Origin of the sequence: Pontibacter russatus (assembly GCF_009931655.1) — a bacterium.
Classification (GTDB): Bacteria; Bacteroidota; Bacteroidia; order Cytophagales; family Hymenobacteraceae; genus Pontibacter; species Pontibacter russatus.
This window is the reverse complement of sequence record NZ_CP047984.1, coordinates 202,403-219,055: the sequence shown is the minus strand read 5'-3', so window position 1 is coordinate 219,055 and position 16,653 is coordinate 202,403. Positions and strand designations below refer to the sequence as shown.

At 54.0% G+C, this 16,653-nt stretch carries 18 protein-coding genes; 10 read left to right on the top strand and 8 right to left on the bottom strand.

Annotated elements, in window-relative coordinates; all coding sequences use genetic code 11:
* Positions 1-22 precede the first annotated feature (22 nt).
* The 3 genes from GSQ62_RS20725 (at position 23) to GSQ62_RS00945 (ending at position 2,110) form a co-directional block, all read left to right on the top strand.
* Positions 23-643: a YqaE/Pmp3 family membrane protein gene (locus tag GSQ62_RS20725; protein ID WP_237586883.1), complete on the top strand. Its 621-nt coding sequence runs from the start codon at positions 23-25 to the stop codon at positions 641-643.
* Positions 644-780: 137 nt separating this feature from the next.
* A complete protein-coding gene (locus tag GSQ62_RS00950) occupies positions 781-1,716 on the top strand; it encodes a DnaJ C-terminal domain-containing protein (RefSeq protein WP_161887765.1) in 936 nt (311 codons plus the stop codon).
* 40 nt (positions 1,717-1,756) lie between these two features.
* Positions 1,757-2,110, top strand: coding sequence for a hypothetical protein (locus tag GSQ62_RS00945; protein ID WP_237586881.1), 354 nt, complete (start codon positions 1,757-1,759; stop codon positions 2,108-2,110).
* On the opposite strand, the gene GSQ62_RS00940 is transcribed toward GSQ62_RS00945, so the two are convergent.
* Positions 2,100-2,846, bottom strand: a complete 747-nt coding sequence (locus tag GSQ62_RS00940; RefSeq protein WP_161887764.1) for a pseudouridine synthase — start codon at positions 2,844-2,846, stop codon at positions 2,100-2,102. The two genes, GSQ62_RS00945 and GSQ62_RS00940, sit on opposite strands and share 11 nt — an antisense overlap.
* 144 nt (positions 2,847-2,990) lie before the next feature.
* Here GSQ62_RS00940 and GSQ62_RS00935 point away from each other — a divergent pair, with 144 nt between their 5' ends.
* Complete coding sequence (locus GSQ62_RS00935) at positions 2,991-3,191, top strand: hypothetical protein (protein ID WP_161887763.1); 201 nt, start codon at positions 2,991-2,993, stop codon at positions 3,189-3,191.
* 6 nt (positions 3,192-3,197) lie between these two features.
* Here GSQ62_RS00935 and GSQ62_RS00930 read toward each other — a convergent pair whose 3' ends face one another.
* Positions 3,198-3,458: a hypothetical protein gene (locus GSQ62_RS00930; RefSeq protein WP_161887762.1), complete on the bottom strand. Its 261-nt coding sequence runs from the start codon at positions 3,456-3,458 to the stop codon at positions 3,198-3,200.
* A gap of 308 nt (positions 3,459-3,766) precedes the next feature.
* On the opposite strand from GSQ62_RS00930, the gene GSQ62_RS00925 reads away from it, so the two are divergent.
* Both GSQ62_RS00925 and GSQ62_RS00920 read left to right on the top strand, forming a co-directional pair.
* Complete coding sequence (locus GSQ62_RS00925; protein ID WP_161887761.1) at positions 3,767-4,066, top strand: GIY-YIG nuclease family protein; 300 nt, start codon at positions 3,767-3,769, stop codon at positions 4,064-4,066.
* 195 nt (positions 4,067-4,261) lie between these two features.
* Positions 4,262-5,263: a cation diffusion facilitator family transporter gene (locus tag GSQ62_RS00920; protein ID WP_237586879.1), complete on the top strand. Its 1,002-nt coding sequence runs from the start codon at positions 4,262-4,264 to the stop codon at positions 5,261-5,263.
* 258 nt (positions 5,264-5,521) lie between these two features.
* Here GSQ62_RS00920 and dprA read toward each other — a convergent pair whose 3' ends face one another.
* Both dprA and GSQ62_RS00910 read right to left on the bottom strand, forming a co-directional pair.
* Complete coding sequence (gene dprA, locus GSQ62_RS00915) at positions 5,522-6,649, bottom strand: DNA-processing protein DprA (protein ID WP_161887760.1); 1,128 nt, start codon at positions 6,647-6,649, stop codon at positions 5,522-5,524.
* A gap of 20 nt (positions 6,650-6,669) precedes the next feature.
* Positions 6,670-7,017, bottom strand: a complete 348-nt coding sequence (locus GSQ62_RS00910) for a MerR family transcriptional regulator (protein ID WP_161887759.1) — start codon at positions 7,015-7,017, stop codon at positions 6,670-6,672.
* 203 nt (positions 7,018-7,220) lie between these two features.
* Here GSQ62_RS00910 and alaS point away from each other — a divergent pair, with 203 nt between their 5' ends.
* From alaS to GSQ62_RS00895, 3 genes are read left to right on the top strand one after another with little or no spacing between them, the layout of a single operon-like run.
* The gene (gene alaS, locus GSQ62_RS00905) at positions 7,221-9,857 is read left to right on the top strand and encodes an alanine--tRNA ligase (protein ID WP_161887758.1); all 2,637 of its coding nucleotides are present in this window, start codon (positions 7,221-7,223) and stop codon (positions 9,855-9,857) included.
* A 14-nt stretch (positions 9,858-9,871) separates the two neighbouring features.
* Positions 9,872-11,329, top strand: a complete 1,458-nt coding sequence (gatB, locus tag GSQ62_RS00900) for an Asp-tRNA(Asn)/Glu-tRNA(Gln) amidotransferase subunit GatB (RefSeq protein WP_161887757.1) — start codon at positions 9,872-9,874, stop codon at positions 11,327-11,329.
* 10 nt (positions 11,330-11,339) lie between these two features.
* Positions 11,340-12,458: a TlpA disulfide reductase family protein gene (locus tag GSQ62_RS00895; RefSeq protein WP_161887756.1), complete on the top strand. Its 1,119-nt coding sequence runs from the start codon at positions 11,340-11,342 to the stop codon at positions 12,456-12,458.
* A 189-nt stretch (positions 12,459-12,647) separates the two neighbouring features.
* Here GSQ62_RS00895 and GSQ62_RS00890 read toward each other — a convergent pair whose 3' ends face one another.
* From GSQ62_RS00890 to GSQ62_RS00880, 3 genes are all read right to left on the bottom strand, one after another.
* A complete protein-coding gene (locus GSQ62_RS00890; protein ID WP_161887755.1) occupies positions 12,648-13,286 on the bottom strand; it encodes a hypothetical protein in 639 nt (212 codons plus the stop codon).
* An 8-nt stretch (positions 13,287-13,294) separates the two neighbouring features.
* Entirely contained in the window at positions 13,295-13,828 is a 534-nt protein-coding gene (locus GSQ62_RS00885; RefSeq protein ID WP_161887754.1) for an acyl-CoA thioesterase, read from the bottom strand.
* 93 nt (positions 13,829-13,921) lie between these two features.
* Positions 13,922-14,581, bottom strand: coding sequence for a protein-L-isoaspartate(D-aspartate) O-methyltransferase (locus GSQ62_RS00880; protein ID WP_161887753.1), 660 nt, complete (start codon positions 14,579-14,581; stop codon positions 13,922-13,924).
* A gap of 296 nt (positions 14,582-14,877) precedes the next feature.
* Here GSQ62_RS00880 and GSQ62_RS00875 point away from each other — a divergent pair, with 296 nt between their 5' ends.
* Complete coding sequence (locus tag GSQ62_RS00875) at positions 14,878-15,462, top strand: riboflavin synthase (protein WP_161887752.1); 585 nt, start codon at positions 14,878-14,880, stop codon at positions 15,460-15,462.
* Positions 15,463-15,717: 255 nt separating this feature from the next.
* Here GSQ62_RS00875 and GSQ62_RS00870 read toward each other — a convergent pair whose 3' ends face one another.
* Positions 15,718-16,653, bottom strand: coding sequence for a DUF4249 family protein (locus GSQ62_RS00870; RefSeq protein WP_161887751.1), 936 nt, complete (start codon positions 16,651-16,653; stop codon positions 15,718-15,720).

Sequence of the window (16,653 nt, the reverse complement as noted above, 5' to 3'; positions counted from 1 at the left end):
CTTACATTTAAAAACCAAAACTATGAAAAGTAAAAATTTACTACACGCCGTTGCCGTGCTGCTCGTGGGCCAGATGCTGTTTGGCTGTAGCTCCGCCGAGTACTACCGTTTCTCCGCCACAAAACCCGAAGCCTATAACACGGCGAAGGATAAACCAGCCCCTGCGGCGGAGCCAGTTATAACCATTCCTGTAGCGCAGGAGCGAACGCTGGCCGCTGTTGAGGAGCAAGCTGTACCGCCTGCTCCGGTACTGGAGGCAAGCACCGCAGCGCCAAGCCCGGCCGTAATCGGCAACAAAACCGCTGAGGTGGTAAAAGCGCCAGCTGTAACAGAGGGCATCGCGCTCGAAAAGCGGGAGATGACAGTGGCTGAGGCAGAGGCCCTGACAATGGCCAAAGAGCGGCTCGCCGATATGACGAAAGCAGAGAAAAAGGACCTGAAGCGGGAGATGAAAGAGGCGTTCCGGCAGAGTGGCGGAGGCGCTTCCATTGTCGAGATCATTCTGGCGATACTGTTGCCGCCGCTGGCCGTGTTCCTGCACGATGGCATCGACACCTCGTTCTGGATCAGCGTTATCCTCACGCTGCTGTTCTGGGTTCCGGGAGTTATATATGCCCTGCTCGTCGTGACGGACACTATCTGATGCCCGGCAGCACAACCAGTACCCGAAGCACCGCCTAAAGCGGTGCTTCTTCTTTTGGCGGAATTTTCCTGTTAACCTCCACTAGCTGATCTCGTTAAACCAGAAAAGATGATTGCTGTTTAAAAACCAGGTACCAGATGGACTATAAAGACTATTATAGTATTCTTGGGGTGGATAAAACTGCTTCGCAGGCCGATATAAAAAAGGCGTACCGCAGCCTGGCCAAGAAGTACCACCCCGACAAAAACAAAGGCGACAAAACCGCAGAGGAAAAATTCAAGGATATAAGCGAAGCCTACGAGGTGCTGGGCGATAAGGAAAAGCGCCAGCAGTACGACCAGTTGGGCGCCAACTGGCGGCAGTTCCAGAACGCCGGGGCAGGCGGCGGACAGTATCAGAGCCAGCCCGGCGGCGGTTATTACGAGGGCGACTTCAGCGACATGTTCGGCGGAGGTGGCGGCGGGGGCTTCTCCGACTTCTTCCAGCAGTTTTTTGGTGGGGGCGGAGGCGCCGGTTTCGGGCAGGCGGGCAGAGGCAGAAGCCAGCCGCGCAAAGGCCAGGACTACCAAGCGGAACTGGAAATTACGCTGCAGGAGGCATACAGCGGCACTTCCCGGCTGATAAACCTCCACAACCAGCAACTGCGCATCACCACCAAACCCGGCGTGGCCGACGGCCAGCAGCTCCGCATCAAAGGCAAAGGCGGACAGGCCGCAGGCGGCGGCACCAGCGGCGATTTATATATAAACGTGCGTGTGCAGCCCGACCCGCGCTTCGAGCGGCGGGGCGATGACCTCTACACGAACCTGCCGGTGGACATGTACACGGCCATTCTGGGCGGGCAGGCCCATGTAAACACCATGAGCGGCCAGCTGAAGCTGACCATTCCGGCGGGTACGCAGCCAGGCAAGTCGCTGCGGCTGCGGGGCAAGGGCATGCCCATATATGGCAAAGCCGACCAGTTCGGCGACCTTTACGTAAAAATAGAAGTGACCCTGCCTACGCACCTGAGCACGGAGGAACGCCAGTTGCTGGAGAAGCTGCGCGACATCAGGCAGGCGAAGGCAGTATAGCGGCACCCGTCCCATATAAACAAGCTTAATCACTGTGCCTATGTTGATGACCATTGATCGACCGCAAACCTACAGCCGGCTGAATGACTTTATAGACAGCCTGGCAGACCGGGAACTGACCTGCTACGCCTCCGACCTGCTGCAGCAGCGCGGCTGCGCGAGCATTACCGAACTGGGGCAGGCAGTAAGACGCGCCACGGAAGTGTGCCACAGCATGCACCTGCCGCTGCGCGAGAACTTCAAGGTCGTTTTTCGCTCGCAGGGCGGGAAAGTGGTGCAGGATTGGCGGCTGTCGCCGATGGCCTACCTGCTGATGGTGCTGAACGCTGACCCGCACAACGACATGGTGGCGCGCACGCAGGTGGAGCTGGTGCGGCGCGTGCTTAGTCTGTAACGGACGGAACCGGCTGGGGGAGCGCTCCCTCATTAGCCAGCACATTGCTCCAGCCAAACTGGTGGCACAGGCGGCGCATGTTCTCCGGCAATGGCGCCTTCACCTTTACCGTTGCTCCCGTGAAAGGCTGCTGAAAGGTAAGTGCCGCTGCATGGAGCAACAGGTGGGGGCTGTTCAGTTCCTCCTCAAACATTCTGTTGTGCCGCCAGTCGCCATGGCGCTTGTCGCCCACTATATAGTGCCGGATATGCGCGAAATGCTTGCGTATCTGGTGCATCCGGCCTGTCTCCGGCTTTATCCTGACAAGGCTGTAGCGGGCCGTCAGGTAGGGTCCGACGGGAATGGGCAGTTCTATGGTAGCCAAGCGGCTGTAATGGGTGATGGCCTCCTGCGGCTCCTTGTGCCGGTGGTCTTTGTCGGGGCGGATAGGGCTGTCGATGGAGCCGCTCTCGGGTGTATATCCCCGCACAATGGCCAGGTAGATTTTATCGGGTTGGCGCTGCCCAAAAGCTTTCATCAGGGGAACCGCCGCCTCCGGCGTTTTTGCGAAGAGCAGCACGCCGGAAGTGCCGCGGTCGAGGCGGTGTACTGGATAGAGGTGATAGCCTAGCTGGTCGCGCAGCTGCTGCAGGGCAAATTCCTTTTTCTCCTCGGCAATGCGCGTGCGGTGTACCAGCAAACCATTCGGCTTGTTAATGGCTACATATTGCGCATCCTCATATATAATCTCCAGCACCGTTTCCTTTTTTCACAAATATAAAGAAAAGTCATTCCGCCTGAGGCCGCGGCAGGCATATACTTCCGTTCGTGCCGTTCATAAACGGTGTGCATCACGTATATTTGCAGAAACCTGAAATTGAAAAAGTGAAAGGCAGCAGCGATGGCGATATCCATGGACAACCTCCGGCGCGGAAAGAAATACCGGCTCACCAACTACGGCGAGTCATTTGAGTTTCAGGTGGTGGAAATGCCGGAGGAAGGGGCGTACAAAGTCAAGGACCTCAACACACTGGATATATACCTGCTGCACGACCTCGTGAAGTACGGCAAAGGCCAGGACTTTGACATGGACGAACTTTAGCACCCCTTAGCCCCGGCCTACTTTGCCTTTATTCTCCCAGTGGCTCTTCTGAATCTCCAGGCTGTAGGGCTCCCGCACAATGCGGCGCACGTAGCGCTCCCCGGCAATGCTGCCATCCTCCCGCCGCTGGCCGATAAACAACGTCACCGGCTCTCCGTGTTCGTTTGTCACGAAAGTGATGTCTTTGCCGAGCAGCTTCTGGTCGTACCGCTCCTGCGGCTCATATCTTTTTTCGAGCACTTTTGTCAGCTTGGGGTTGAGTGGCATCGTCCTTTTCAAGTAAAATTATATATAGGATATATGGTTTAGAGCCTGCCTGGCCAGCAGCCGGAGAGCCCACCTTACCAGATAATCCCGCGCAAATGCAGCGGGTTCAACGGTGGCTTCCGCGTGAGGCGCTGCCTGCTGCGCGCCATATAAACTATAAACGACGCCAGGCGCCTGGGGTTAAACCAATAATGAACGCGCCCCGTTAGTCTGCAATAAGCTGACTGCGCCGGCGTTGAAAGAAGCAGAGGCAGTTGTGCTGCTTTTGAACCAAACGGCCTGGCGCAACCGCAAATAAAAAAACAAACATGGTAGCTATACAACCACATTATTATGTCTATATTTTTGGCACCGCCCCCCACAACAGCGTGCAGGTAGGTGTTGCCGGAGATTTACAGAAGCAGGTGCGGGAAATAAGCGGAGAGGCCTCCTCCGGTGTGGCCGCTGTAAAGGAAATGCCCCGGCTGGTGTATTACGAGCATTACGAGAGAGAAGAAATCGCCCGCAACCGGGAGCAGGAAATCATGCGCGGCGGGGAGGATACCGTCCTGCGCCTCATTGAGTCGATGAACCCGAACTGGCTGGATCTGAGCGATATGATTGGTTAGAAACCCGAATGGTTTTGATATCTCTACAGTCCTTTTTCTCTATATATAACTGCCTTTCTGCGGGACTTATCGAATATCTCCCGCCACGGCTCATTCGGTTAGACTTTCACAACCTATTCTGTTACCTTTATTCCCCTCAAACATATCCGGCAGGAATTGTTTGTGATCAGGTTTATCTTCAGGAGAAAGAGACGCGTGTTCGGGAAACTTAAGAATCAGAGTGAGAATATAAGACTGCAACTGATGGTGGTGGCGGTGGGCGTGCTGCTGCTGCTGGCCAAGTTCTTCGCCTTCTTCCTGACAAACTCCAATGCCATCCTGACCGATGCGCTGGAGTCCATCATCAATGTGGTGGCTGGCGGCTTTTCGCTCTACAGCCTCATCCTGTCTGCCCGCCCCCGCGACGAGAACCACCCCTATGGGCACGGCAAAATAGAATTTATCGCGGCCACGCTGGAAGGCTCACTGATTCTGGTGGCGGGAGGCATCATCATTCTCAAATCTATATATAACCTGATCGAGCCTGTCCCGATCCAAAAGCTGGACATCGGTATTTTGCTTATCGCCGTGTCAGGTATTATCAACTACGGCGTAGGCTATATCACCTCCCGCAAGGGGAAGCTTTCCAAATCGATGGTGCTGGAGGCAGGCGGCAAGCACCTCATGTCCGACGCTTACTCCACAGCAGGCATTCTGGTCGGTCTGGTGCTGATCTACCTCACCGGGCTGGTATGGCTCGATAGCGTGGTAGCCATTATTTTTGGGGGGATTATTGCCGTAACCGGCTCGCGGATTCTCAGGGCTTCGGTAGCAGGCATTATGGATGAGGCCGATTATGCGCTACTGAAGGAGATTGTGAAGGTGCTGAACGAGAACCGCCGCGAGAACTGGATCGACATCCACAACCTGCGCGTCATCAAATACGGCTCCACGCTGCACATCGACTGCCATTTAACCGTGCCGTGGTATCTGAACGTGCTGGAGGCGCATGACGAGGTAGAGGCCGTCGCCAGGGTGGTACGTGAAAAGATCGACCCCAGCATCGAGCTGTTTATTCATACGGACCCGTGTATTGAATCGTCCTGTTCTGTCTGCACCAAGTTAGAAACCTGTGCGGTGCGCCGGCACCCCTTCAAAGCGCGGGTAGAGTGGGATTTTGATAAAGTGATTGCAGACCGGAAGCACAGCCTGGAGTAGTGAATGAGCTTTGAATTTTGAATAATTGAATCCTCAATGAGTGAATTTGTGAATGGATTTTGAATGAGTGATGGAGCGAATGAGTGAATATTATATATAAAATCTATCAAGCGTATCCTGTGGAAATCCCCATGCAGTAAATTTTTATTTTGCGCAGCGCGTCCGGGATTAATAGCTTCCAGAATGAGCGGTAGGCTATATTCAGTTATTCAAAAGTCATTTATTCAAAATTAATTCACTCAACCGCTGATTCAAAATTTAAACCAGCAGCATAAACTTCTTGCCCGGCATCGCCTTTACCACACCTTTAAACTCAAGCCCCAGCAGCACAGAGGCCAAAAGACTCACCGGCACCTGCGCTTTCCAGCTCAGGTTGTCCATCTGCTCCTCCCGCGACTGCTGTAATACCTGCAGCACTTTCAGTTCATCCTCGCTGTAATCAGCGGGGTCGAACACGGCGGCAGCTTTAGCCTTCGTCCGGGCTGTGGCGGCATCCTCCAGATCCCAGTTCAGCAACTCCACCAGGTCCTGTGGCGATGTATAGGCGGCAGCCTTCATCGACTTTATCAGGAAATTTGGGCCCTCCGAGACGGGGGAAGTAATGTTGCCCGGCACAGCCATCACTTCTTTGTCGTAGCTGTGGGCGATGTCTGCTGTAATTAAAGTGCCGCTTTTCAGGGCCGCCTCCACCACAATAGTGCAGTCCGACATGCCCGCGATGATGCGGTTGCGGGCGGGGAAGCGCGGCGCATCAGGTTTCGTGCCGAAAACACCCTCCGTCAGCAGACCGCCCTGGGTGAGCATGCGCTCGGCATATTTGCGGTGGATGGCCGGATATATAATGTCCGGTCCGCTGGCCATGACGCCGATGGTGGGCAGCCCCGCCTGGAGCGCCGCCCTGTGCGCCATAATGTCGATTCCGTAGGCTAAACCACTGACCACCATCACGTGATGCGGCCTTAGATCCTCCACAATCCGCTCTGTCACCGTTTGGCCGTAGGAGGTTGCCTGGCGGGTGCCCACAATACTGACAATGCGCTTTTGGTTGAGGTTGCCATTGCCACGGAAGTACAGCAGCGTAGGCGCATCGGCAATTTGTTTCAGGCGATCAGGATAGTTGAGAGAGGTATAGAAAAGCAGTTGCACGTCCAGTTCTTCGGCCTGCTTCAGAATCTGCTCTGCTTCCTGCAAAGCTCCTTTAGAACCATCCAAGATATTCCGGGCCACGCCGTTTCCGACGCCAGGTATCTTCAGCAGCTTGCCCGCATGGGTGGCGAAAACGGCTTTTGGGGAGCCGCAGTAACTGACCAACAGCCGTGTCAGCTGCGCCCCGATGCCTGGCAGCCGCGTTAGTGCGACCTCATACAGTTTCTGATCCTCCGCCATGGTAGCCGCTTACGGCAATCTTAGCCTTTGGTGTTCAGCTGGCTCTTGATTCCCTGCAGAAAAGCCTTCACCTTCTCCAGCGACTCAATGATTTCGATCTTGTCCTTCGTTTGCACCGACTTGTTCTTGAGCACCTCCTTGGCCCCTTGGATGGTGTAGCCACGCTCTTTCACCAGGTGATACACCGTGCGCAGCGTCTCGATGTCTTTGGGCGTGTACTGGCGGTTGCCTTTTTTGTTTTTCTTCGGCTTGAGCTGCTCAAACTCGGTTTCCCAGAAGCGGATGAGCGACGGAGCCACGTCAAACTGGGCTGCCACCTCGCCGATGGTATAGTATTGTTTCTCGATTTCTCTTTCCTTGTAAGGCATATTCCTTTTGCTATATATAAAGCCGCACCTTCACTAATTTTAAGACAGGCACTACTGATTACGCCTAAAATGTGCTACTTTTGCCTCTATTGAGGCTTTCAGGCGGTGCCAGTTTTGTGGCGTACTGTCAGACAAAAATTCGATATTTTTTGTTATTAAACAACAAGTATAGCGCTCAATATCTAAAGGCTTAATACTCATACATGAATTCAGCTGAAATCAGGCAGAAGTTTTTCGACTTCTTCGCTTCCAAGCAACACCAGATCGTGCCTTCCGCGCCGCTCGTGGTAAAAGACGACCCGACCTTGATGTTTATCAACTCGGGCATGGCTCCCTTCAAAGACTATTTCCTGGGCAACAAACCAGCCCCCTATAAACGCATCGCGGACACGCAGAAATGCCTGCGCGTGAGCGGCAAGCACAACGACCTGGAGGAAGTAGGCTACGACACCTACCACCACACCATGTTCGAGATGCTGGGCAACTGGTCGTTCGGGGATTACTTTAAGAAGGAAGCGCTGCAGTGGGCCTGGGAACTGCTGACGGAGGTATACAAGCTGCCGAAAGACAGGTTATATGTGTCTGTGTTCAAGGGCGATGAGAAGGATAACCTCGGGAAAGACCAAGAGGCGTTTGAGATATGGAAAAGCATGATCTCCGAAGACCGCATCCTGTATGGCTCAAAGAAAGACAACTTCTGGGAAATGGGCGACACCGGTCCCTGCGGCCCCTGCTCCGAGATTCACATTGACCTGCGCTCAGAAGAAGAAATCGCGCAGGTGCCGGGCAAAGATCTGGTGAACAACGACCATCCGCAGGTGGTGGAGATATGGAACAACGTGTTCATGGAGTTCAACCGCCTGGCTGACGGCTCGCTGGTGAAACTGCCTGCGCAGCACGTGGATACGGGCATGGGCTTCGAGCGTTTGTGCATGGCCATCCAGGGCAAGCGCTCCAACTATGACACTGATGTTTTCCAGCCGCTGATTCAATATATCGCCAAAGAAGCTGGGGTTATATATGGCGCGAACGATAAAACGGACATTGCCATCCGGGTGATGGCCGACCATATTCGCGCCATCGCCTTCGCTATTACGGACGGACAGTTGCCCTCGAATAACAAAGCGGGCTATGTGATTCGCCGTATCCTGCGCCGCGCGGTGCGGTATGGCTTCACCTTCCTCGACTTCAAAAAGCCCTTCCTATATAAGCTGGCCGAAGTGCTGGCCGACCAGATGGCGCATGTGTTCCCGGAACTGAAGCAGCAGCTGGGTTTTGTGCAGCGTGTGATAGAGGAAGAGGAGAACGCTTTTCTGCGCACCCTAGATAATGGCCTGAAGCGGCTGGATGCGCTGGAAGAGAAATTCAGAGAGAACAACAACACCATCGACGGCAAAACCGCTTTCGAACTATATGACACTTTCGGCTTCCCGCTGGACCTGACGGCTCTGATTGCCCGGGAGAAAGGCTTGAAAGTTGACGAGGCAGGCTTTACGGAGGAGATGGAGCAGCAGAAAAACCGCTCGCGCAACGCTTCGGCCACTGAGCAAAGCGACTGGGTGATCCTGCAGCCGGATGTGGTGAATGAATTTGTCGGATACGACTGCGAGGTGGCGGATTCGCACATCGTGCGCTACCGCCAGGTGAAAACCAAGAACAAGAGCGAGTATCATTTGGTGCTGGACCAGACGCCTTTCTATGCCGAGAGCGGCGGGCAGGTAGGGGATACCGGCTACCTTATCTCCGACACGGAGCAGGTGGAGGTGCTGGACACGAAAAAGGAAAACGACCTGACCCTGCACATCACCAGCAAGTTGCCGCAAAATATAGAGGCGGCTTTCAGGAGCAACATAGATGTGGATCGGCGCAACTATATCCGCAAAAACCACTCCGCCACGCACTTATTACATGCTGCTTTAAGAAAAGTATTGGGCGACCACGTGCAGCAACGCGGCTCTCTGGTAAATGAAAAGCTCCTGCGTTTCGACTTTTCGCATTTCGCTAAAGTAGAGGATGCCCAACTGCGCGAGGTAGAGCATCTCGTGAACGAGCGCATCCGCCAGAGCATCCCGCTGGAAGAACTCCGCAATACGCCTATCGCTGATGCCAAAGGCATGGGAGCCACGGCTTTGTTCGGGGAGAAATACGGCGAGTTCGTGCGTGTTATCGCTTTCGATCGGGAACACTCAGTGGAGCTTTGCGGCGGCACGCACGTGTACAACACCGGACAGATCGGCTACTTCAAAATCGTGTCGGAGAGCTCTGTGGCGGCGGGCGTGCGCCGCATTGAGGCGGTGACGGCAGCCGTGGCAGAGGACTACGTGCAGCAGCAGTTGAACGAACTTCAGGCGGTGCGTGAGGTGGTGGGCACCCAAAGCAACCTGTCAGGGGCGGTACAGAAGCTGCAGGAAGATTATAAGGCACTGCAGAAGCAATTGGAGCAATACGAGCTGAAACAATTGGGAAGTCTGAAAGACAACCTGGTGCAGCAGGCCCAGGCGCTGGACGGAGTGAACTTTGTGGCAGAGCAGGTGGAAGTGAGCAACGCCGATTACCTGAAGAAGCTGGCTTTCGACATACGGCAGGTGGTGGACAACCTGGTGCTGGTGCTGGCCGCAGAAATAGATGGCAAGCCACAGATTGCCGTGATGCTCTCAGACAATGTGGTGGCGGACAAGAACCTGAACGCTACACAGCTGGTGCGCGAACTCGCCAAAGAGATCAAGGGCGGCGGGGGCGGACAGCCCTTTTATGCCACGGCTGGAGGCAAGGATACTGCCGGTTTGCCCGCAGTACCCGGCAAGGCGCTTGAATTGTTAAAGAAATCACTGAACGCATAAGCTGTAAGAAGCAGATGGATAAAGAGATAAAAGATAAATACCAGGCAGTGATAGGTCTGGAAGTACACGCGCAGCTCCTGACGGAGAGCAAGGCCTACTCTTCCGACTCCACCGAGTACGGGATGCTGCCGAATACCAACGTCAGCGTCATCACGCTTGGGCACCCGGGCACCTTGCCGCGCGTGAACAAGAAAGTGGTGGAGATGGCCGTGAAAATGGGCCTGGCCACCAACTGCGACATCACACGCTACAACGTGTATGCGCGCAAAAATTACTTTTACCCGGACCTCCCGAAGGGCTACCAGATCACGCAGGACAAGACGCCGGTATGCACGCACGGACATCTCATCGTAAAAGACGCCGAGAACAAGGACAAGCGCATCGGCATCACGCGCATCCATATGGAGGAGGATGCCGGAAAATCAATGCACCTGCCGGGCGAGGTGGAGACGCTGGTAGACCTGAACCGGGCCGGGGTGCCGTTGATCGAGATCGTGTCGGAGCCGGATATACGCGACTCGGTGGAGGCATATAACTACCTGACGGAGATCAAAAAGCTGGTGAAGTACCTTGAGATCTGTGACGGCAACATGGAGGAAGGCTCTTTGCGCTGTGATGCCAACGTGTCGGTGATGCTAAAAGGCGCTTCCATATATGGCACCAAGGTGGAGGTGAAGAACATGAACTCCTTCCGCAACGTGCAGCGCGCCATCGAGCACGAGATTGAGCGACAGATTGCCATCTTGGAGAGCGGCGAAAAGGTAGAGGGCGAAACCCGCGGCTATGACGCCAACACCGGCAACACCACTCCGCAGCGATCCAAGGAAACCCTGAACGACTACCGCTACTTCCCGGAGCCGGACCTTCCGCCGCTCATTATCGAGCAGGATTGGCTGGAGGGCATCCGGGCGGGCATGCCGAGTCTTCCGCAGGAGCTATATGACCGCTTTGTGGGAGAATATGGCCTGCCGGAATACGATGCTGCCGTGCTGACGGATGCCAAAGAAATTGCGCTGTATTTCGAAGAGCTTTGTAAGGAGACATCTAACTATAAGGCTGCCTCGAACTGGATGATGGGCCCGGTGAAGTCCTATCTGAACGAGCTGCAGTTGCACATCCGTGACTTTCCGCTGGCCCCGGAACAAATCGCACAAATTATCGCTTTAGTAGATGAAAACAAGGTAAGTCATTCCGTGGCTGCCAAAATGGTTTTCCCCTATATGCTGGAGCACCCGGAGAAAACGGCGCTGCAGGTGGCAGAAGGGCAGAACCTGCTGCAGGAATCCAATGCTGATGAATTGAGCCAGATCATAAATGACGTGCTGGCCGGAAATCCTGCCAAGGTGGAAGAGTACAAGGCAGGAAAGCAGTCGCTGATCGGCATGTTCATGGGCGAGATCATGAAAAAGACAAAAGGAAAGGCCGACCCCAAAGTGGCAAACAAATTGCTACGGGAGAGCCTGAACGCTTAAACCATATCCTATGAAATGGAGAAACTTAGCAGCCGTTGCATCGGCTGTTGCCGTGCTGGCCAGCTGCCAGGGAAACAAGACTGCCTCCAACGGCGGCGATAATTATACCATCAAAGGCAAGCTGAACAATGCCACAGCCGGCCCCATATACCTGTATGAGTTGGGCGAGGTACAGTTTGTGGCCCGTGATACGGCGCAGATCTCGCAGGACGGCACCTTCCAGTTTGAGGGGAATGTGGAGGAGCCGACTTTTTACCGCATCGGCCTTGATCAGCAGAACGGCCTGATGCTGGTGCTGGACGAAGGTGAAATCCAGCTGGAGGCGGATGCAAAGGACATGAACGGCACCGCGAAGGTGGAAGGCTCTGAAGACACCAAACTTTTCCTGGAGCTGAACCGGATCGTGAACGATACGCGCCAGAAGCAGGCGGAACTGGAGCAGCGTTTCAACAAGGCGATGCAGGAAGGAAATACGGAAGAGGCCGAGGCGGTGCGCCAGGACTACGTGGTGATGCAGCGGCAGGTGAAAGACTTTATTGCTCAGCATCCCAACTCCGTAGTGGCTGCCTTTGGCACCGCCAGCCTCATTGACCCCACCAACGATTTTGCCTTTGCCGACAGCATGGCGACGCTGTTCAACCAGAACCTGCCGAATTCAAAGTACACAGCTTTACTGAACGAGCGGCTGGAGCCATTTAAAAGCACGGCCGTTGGTCAGTTGGCACCGGACATATCCCTGCCTACGCCGGAAGGCGGCAGCAAGTCGCTTTCTGAGCTGCGGGGCAAGTACGTGCTGATCGACTTCTGGGCAAGCTGGTGCGGGCCGTGCCGCAAAGAGAACCCGAACGTGGTGCGGATGTACAACGCCTACAAAGACAAAGGCGCGGGCTTCGAGATTTTCGGCGTGTCGCTGGACCAGTCGCGCGACAAGTGGCTGCAGGCGATAGAGAAAGACAAACTTACCTGGCCCCATGTTTCTGACCTGAAAGGCTGGGAAAGTCAGGCGGCGCAGCTATATAACATCACAGCCATACCGCAGACAGTGCTCGTCGACCCGGAGGGAAAGATTATTGCCAAAGGCCTGAGAGGAGCGGAGCTGGAGCAAAAGCTGGCGTCCCTGTTACAGTAAATTTTTAAGCGGCCATATATAAGATGTTATATAGGACGTATATGTAAACGAGCAGCGGCCTTCCTGTATATAGGAAGGCCGCTGCTTTGTTATATATGATTTCTTACAGGGATGTGCTGGCTGTATGATAAATTGTCAACCAGAAACATTTTATCTTATGTCCTTCGTCAAAAACTCTTATATCAGAGCTTAAAGAAAGACCTTCTTGAGGGCATTCCACAGCAGTTGCTTGTGCTCAGTATTGTGCTCCAGCATCGCTAGTGCCTGCGAAAACACGACAGGCACATCGCCCACCAGTACGGGATGGTATAAAGTGAATTTATCGTGCGGCAACACGGTGTCGAGGCGGCTGGCGAAGCTGATGATGTAGCTCACCTGAAGCTCCTGTTGCAAGTCTTCGAATTTGGCGGTCGCTCCCGACAGGTTGTTGACATAGGCCACATCTGTCGGTTTAAGCCCAATGGCGTATAATATTTTCTGCAGGAAAGTGAGCTGAGGCAGCTTTTCAAATGCATCATCAGGCAGCGTCACCAGCACCACCACGCCCTTGTCGTTTGTGCCGGCCACTTTATATTTAGCCGGAGCCGACGGGAGAGGAACATGCGGTATAACCGGAGTATCCACAGGTTTATGGTCCAAAATCAGGTTTTTTACTGCCGGTTCTGGTTTCTCTTCTGCTACTTTAGAAACTGCTTTAGCAGGAACTGGTGGCACAGGCGCTTCCGGTTTGGCAGGCGCAGGATTTTCCCCACCCACCATATAGAGGGTCTCCGTGAAGAGGTTCTTCAGGAACGCCTCGTTTATATCGTCTGCCTGCAGTCCTGCCATATCCTAGCTTATCCTTGTGCGTCTTCCTTTATCTCAAAAATGGATTTCAGTTCCTTCGCCTCGCTGGGTTTCATGCGTCCGGCCAGCACGAGGCGCAGCTGCCGTCGGCGCAGGGCACCGTCATAAAGTTTTACCTCGTCCTCCGTCTCCGGCACCGCCTCCGGCACATCAATCGGGTTACCCAGCTGGTCTACCGCCACAAACGTGAAAAAGGCCTGGTTCGACATCACGCGCTTACCGCTCGGAATGTCCTCGGCATATACCACAATGTGTACTTCCATGGAGGAATTGAAAGCGCGCGTCACTTTTGCCTCCAGCGTGACCACGTTACCTAATTTAATGCCTTCGGTGAAAGAAACGTTGTCGACGGAGGCTGTCACCACGATGCGGTTCGAGTGCTTTTGAGCGGAGATGGCTGATACGATGTCCATCCAGTGCATCATGCGGCCACCCATCAGGTTGTGCAGGGTGTTGGTATCGTTGGGCAACACCAGCTCCGTCATGATGACGTAGGAGTCTTGTACTTTTTTTGATTTGCGCATGTAAGGGTGCCTTGTTTGCTGCCGCAAAGATACGCGGCATTCCGCTAAGGAGAAAAAATACTTGTGTGGAGGAGCCTGCTATATATAGCAGGCTTACTGGGCAGCATCCCAGCCGGACGAGCCCAGCAGCGGCACAAACTTGAAACTGTGGAATTCCTCCCTGGTAAACTCGTCTTCCTCCACACGGGTAATCCGCATCATCTTCTGGCTCTTGGCATCCCCTACCGGTATTATCAGCGAACCGTCCACTTTCAGCTGGCGCACCAGGCTGCGGGGCACGCCCGGCGCACCAGCCGTGACAATAATCTTGTCATATGGGGCATGGGCAGGAAGGCCTTCTGAGCCGTCGCCATGGAAGGTGTGCGGCTTCAGCCCATATTTCTTGAAAAACATGACGGCTTTCTCATAAAGCGCCCGGTTGTACTCAATGGTATAGACGTGCGGCGTGAGTTGCAGCAGCACTGCACACTGGTAACCGGAACCGGTACCAATTTCAAGCACTTTGTCGGTGGGCTTCAGCTGCATCAGCTCCGTCTGGAAGGCGACGGTATAGGGCTGCGAGATGGTTTGCCCTTCTCCGATGGGGAAAGCCTTGTCCTGGTAAGCCTGCTCCAGGAAAGCCTTCTCGAAAAAGAAATGCCGGGGTACAGCCTCTATGGCAGCGAGCACGCGCGGGTCGCGGATGCCTTTTTCCTGCAGCACTTTTATCAAAGCCCGGCGCATGCCTTTGTGTCTGTACGAGTCTGTTTGCATCTATAGCTGCTGTTTATACTCCTGTTTACCCTGCTTTCGAGCGCAGGTCTGCGAAAATAAGCATACCGGCCCATATATTCCGTTTATCCTAGCATTAACTTTAAAATAATCTACCTTGCCTATAAGCCGTAAAATGCTGTTATTTTTGATACAGTTTCAGTCCTGTATGTTTCTATAAGTATTCGGACAAAACAAGGGAAGGGGCTGGTGTAATTTCATGATGGCCTACTGCTTAGTTATTCCAAAGACATCGGCTACAGCGGCTCATCACAATATATAAGTTTAGGAAAGAGAAAATGTTTACAGGCATTATAGAGACGCTGGGGCGCGTCACCGACATCCGGCAGGAAAACACGAACAGGCATTTCACCATTACCGCGGCTATTGCGAACGAGCTGAAGATTGACCAGAGCGTGGCGCATAACGGCGTGTGCCTGACGGTGGTGGGTATATATGGGGATGCCTACACGGTTACAGCCATAGATGAGACGCTGCAAAAGACAAACCTGAACAGCCTGAAAGTGGGCGATGTGGTGAACCTGGAGCGCTGCATGCAGGCCAACGGACGCTTCGACGGGCACGTGGTGCAGGGGCACGTAGACCAGACGGCGGTTTGCGAGTCGGTGGAGGATATAGATGGCAGCTGGGTGTTCACTTTTCGCTACGATGCGGGCACAGGAAACGTCACCGTCGAAAAAGGCTCCATCTGCGTCAACGGCATCAGCCTGACGGTGGTGAACTCCAAAGAGGCTTCCTTCTCCGTCGCCATCATCCCCTACACCTACGAGCACACCAACCTGCAGCACGTAAAACCTGGCGATACCGTGAACCTGGAGTTCGACATCATCGGCAAGTACGTGGCGCGGCTGCTGCGCAGGTAATTTTGAATGAGCGAATGAGTGATTGAGTGAATAATAAATTTTGAAAAACTGAATTTTGAAAATTTGAATATATACACCTCACATTGAGGAAGCTCTTCTTCTCGGATTTGCTTTGGAGAATTATGGAGGCGAGGCGCAAAGTGAAAATTAATTACATCAGTAATCCTACAGGATAACCTTGGGATGAATTCCATATATAACATTCACTCATTCGCTCAATCACTCAATCACTCATCCACTCAATCACTCATCCACTCAATCAACAATTATCTTGTGGTACGTCACGCCGTAGCCGCCCCAGATGCCGAGGCCTCCTTCAATGTTGGATTGGGTGATGTTGGGGGTGCCGATGGGGCTGCCGTTGCTGTTCTGTTCGTTCTCCAGGCTGTACCAGAAGCGGTAGTGGGGTAAATCGATGGCGGCCCAGCGTACGGTGATGGTGTCGCCCACGCCGAAGTAGCTATATAAATCCTCGTCAATCTCCTGCTGGCCTTTCGGCTCCCCGCGGTCCAGCGGAAAACTGATGGTGCTTCCGTTTATCAACTCGTCGTTGAAAACGGAGGTGAAGAGGCCGGGGAAGAAAGGCTCGCTGTTGCGCTTGGTGAAATACCGGACGCTGTTGCCGAGGGTGTCAGGGTCGGAGTAGCGGTAATACAGTGTTTTTAGGCTGTCCTGCTCCGGGTCGGGGTGCGGCACAAGCCAGAGCGAGTCGATGGGGTTTAGCTGCGGAATGGTGGTGACGGCGGAGAGGGTTTGACCCTCGTGGTCTATATATAAGCTGTAGCTTTCTCCCAACTCCCCAAACAGCTCTTCGGTGGTGTAGACATAAAACTGAAACCCGCCGCTGCCGCTTAACAGCGCCTTTGATATCCCCAACTGCATGCTCACCACCTCACGCAACTGCTCTGATAAAACTGCTGAGGACACTTCCTGCAGTATATAATTTTGCCCTTCATGCCTTACCGTTACCTGCGCCCCATGCACGAAACTCTCTTCCAGCGACGCCAGCGATATTTCTGAAAAAACCGGCACCGTGCGCGTCAGCACCACAATGGGCGGTGCGCCCTGCTCTATATGCCCTTCCACCACCAGCTTTTCATCTCCCTCCGGCAAATCAATTGTTAGGTCCTGCTCACAGCCATACAGGGGCAGGAGCAGCAGGAGTATATATATAAAGTGAGTCTTGCGCAT

Bases quoted from the DNA above. Each gene is read 5' to 3' on its own strand.
- GSQ62_RS20725 (WP_237586883.1), top strand. From the start codon at position 23: ATGAAAAGTAAAAATTTACTACACGCCGTTGCCGTGCTGCTCGTGGGC.
- GSQ62_RS00950 (WP_161887765.1), top strand. From the start codon at position 781: ATGGACTATAAAGACTATTATAGTATTCTTGGGGTGGATAAAACTGCT.
- GSQ62_RS00945 (WP_237586881.1), top strand. From the start codon at position 1,757: ATGTTGATGACCATTGATCGACCGCAAACCTACAGCCGGCTGAATGAC.
- GSQ62_RS00935 (WP_161887763.1), top strand. From the start codon at position 2,991: ATGGCGATATCCATGGACAACCTCCGGCGCGGAAAGAAATACCGGCTC.
- GSQ62_RS00930 (WP_161887762.1), bottom strand. From the start codon at position 3,458: ATGCCACTCAACCCCAAGCTGACAAAAGTGCTCGAAAAAAGATATGAG.
- GSQ62_RS00925 (WP_161887761.1), top strand. From the start codon at position 3,767: ATGGTAGCTATACAACCACATTATTATGTCTATATTTTTGGCACCGCC.
- dprA (WP_161887760.1), bottom strand. From the start codon at position 6,649: ATGGCGGAGGATCAGAAACTGTATGAGGTCGCACTAACGCGGCTGCCA.
- GSQ62_RS00910 (WP_161887759.1), bottom strand. From the start codon at position 7,017: ATGCCTTACAAGGAAAGAGAAATCGAGAAACAATACTATACCATCGGC.
- alaS (WP_161887758.1), top strand. From the start codon at position 7,221: ATGAATTCAGCTGAAATCAGGCAGAAGTTTTTCGACTTCTTCGCTTCC.
- gatB (WP_161887757.1), top strand. From the start codon at position 9,872: ATGGATAAAGAGATAAAAGATAAATACCAGGCAGTGATAGGTCTGGAA.
- GSQ62_RS00895 (WP_161887756.1), top strand. From the start codon at position 11,340: ATGAAATGGAGAAACTTAGCAGCCGTTGCATCGGCTGTTGCCGTGCTG.
- GSQ62_RS00890 (WP_161887755.1), bottom strand. From the start codon at position 13,286: ATGGCAGGACTGCAGGCAGACGATATAAACGAGGCGTTCCTGAAGAAC.
- GSQ62_RS00885 (WP_161887754.1), bottom strand. From the start codon at position 13,828: ATGCGCAAATCAAAAAAAGTACAAGACTCCTACGTCATCATGACGGAG.
- GSQ62_RS00880 (WP_161887753.1), bottom strand. From the start codon at position 14,581: ATGCAAACAGACTCGTACAGACACAAAGGCATGCGCCGGGCTTTGATA.
- GSQ62_RS00875 (WP_161887752.1), top strand. From the start codon at position 14,878: ATGTTTACAGGCATTATAGAGACGCTGGGGCGCGTCACCGACATCCGG.
- GSQ62_RS00870 (WP_161887751.1), bottom strand. From the start codon at position 16,653: ATGCGCAAGACTCACTTTATATATATACTCCTGCTGCTCCTGCCCCTG.